Source organism: Streptomyces sp. NPDC002004, from assembly GCF_053593975.1.
Genome location: NZ_JBSFDP010000084.1, coordinates 1 through 1,096, shown reverse-complemented (window position 1 = coordinate 1,096; position 1,096 = coordinate 1). Strand labels below are relative to the sequence as shown.

The 1,096-nt window shown below is 67.8% G+C and carries 1 protein-coding gene and 1 pseudogene; both read left to right on the top strand.

Annotated elements, in window-relative coordinates; translation table 11 throughout:
• Window positions 1-785, top strand: a 785-nt coding sequence (locus ACWCP6_RS37225) for an electron transfer flavoprotein subunit beta/FixA family protein (protein ID WP_450937095.1), incomplete at its 5' end; no start/stop codon positions are given.
• 54 nt (window positions 786-839) lie between these two features.
• Window positions 840-1,096: pseudogene (locus tag ACWCP6_RS37220) on the top strand (electron transfer flavoprotein subunit alpha/FixB family protein); the annotation flags it as partial.

Below are 1,096 nucleotides of genomic sequence, written 5' to 3'. Positions count from 1 at the left end.
TGAGCTTGAGGATCGTTGTCACTGTGAAGTACGTGCCCGACGCCACTGGCGACCGGCACTTCGCCGATGACCTGACCGTCGACCGGGACGATGTGGACGGTCTGCTCTCCGAGCTCGACGAGTATGCGGTCGAGCAGGCGCTGCAGATCGCGGAGGACGCCGATGACGCCGAGGTCACGGTGTTGACGGTGGGTCCGGAGGATGCCAAGGATGCGCTGCGCAAGGCGCTGTCCATGGGTGCCGACAAGGCGGTCCATGTCGAGGACGACGATCTGCACGGTACGGATGCGATCGGTACGTCGCTGGTGCTGGCGAAGGCGATCGAGAAGGCCGGCTACGACCTGGTGATCTCGGGTATGGCGTCGACGGACGGCACGATGGGTGTCGTGCCGGCGCTGGTCGCCGAGCGTCTGGGTGTCCCGCAGGTCACCCTGCTCTCCGAGGTTTCCGTCGAGGGCGGCACGGTGCGGGGTCGTCGTGACGGTGACGCCGCCTCCGAGCAGCTCGAGGCGCAGCTCCCGGCCGTCGTCTCGGTGACCGATCAGTCGGGTGAGGCGCGGTATCCGTCGTTCAAGGGCATCATGGCGGCGAAGAAGAAGCCGGTGGAGTCCTGGGATCTGTCCGACCTGGGCATCGAGGCCGGGGAGGTCGGCCTGGAGGGTGCGTTCACCCGGGTTGTGGCCGTGGCCGAGCGTCCGGCCCGCACGGCGGGCACGATCGTCAAGGACGAGGGTGAGGGCGGTAAGCAGCTCGCCGAGTTCCTTGCGGGCCAGAAGTTCATCTAAAGGGCCCGTCCCGCTGACCGTCCTTCAACTTCGTTACGCAGGAGAGCAATTCCCATGGCTGAAGTTCTCGTCTTTGTCGATCACGTGGACGGTGCCGTCCGCAAGCCCACGCTGGAGCTGCTGACGCTGGCCCGGCGGATCGGTGAGCCGGTCGCCGTCGCGCTGGGTGCGGGTGCCGCGGACACGGCCGGTGTTCTGGCCGAGCACGGTGCGGTGCGGGTCCTCACGCACGAGGCCGCCGAGTACGGCGACTATCTGGTGGTGCCGAAGGTGGATGCGCTGCAGGCCGCCGTGGAGGCGGTGTCGCCGGC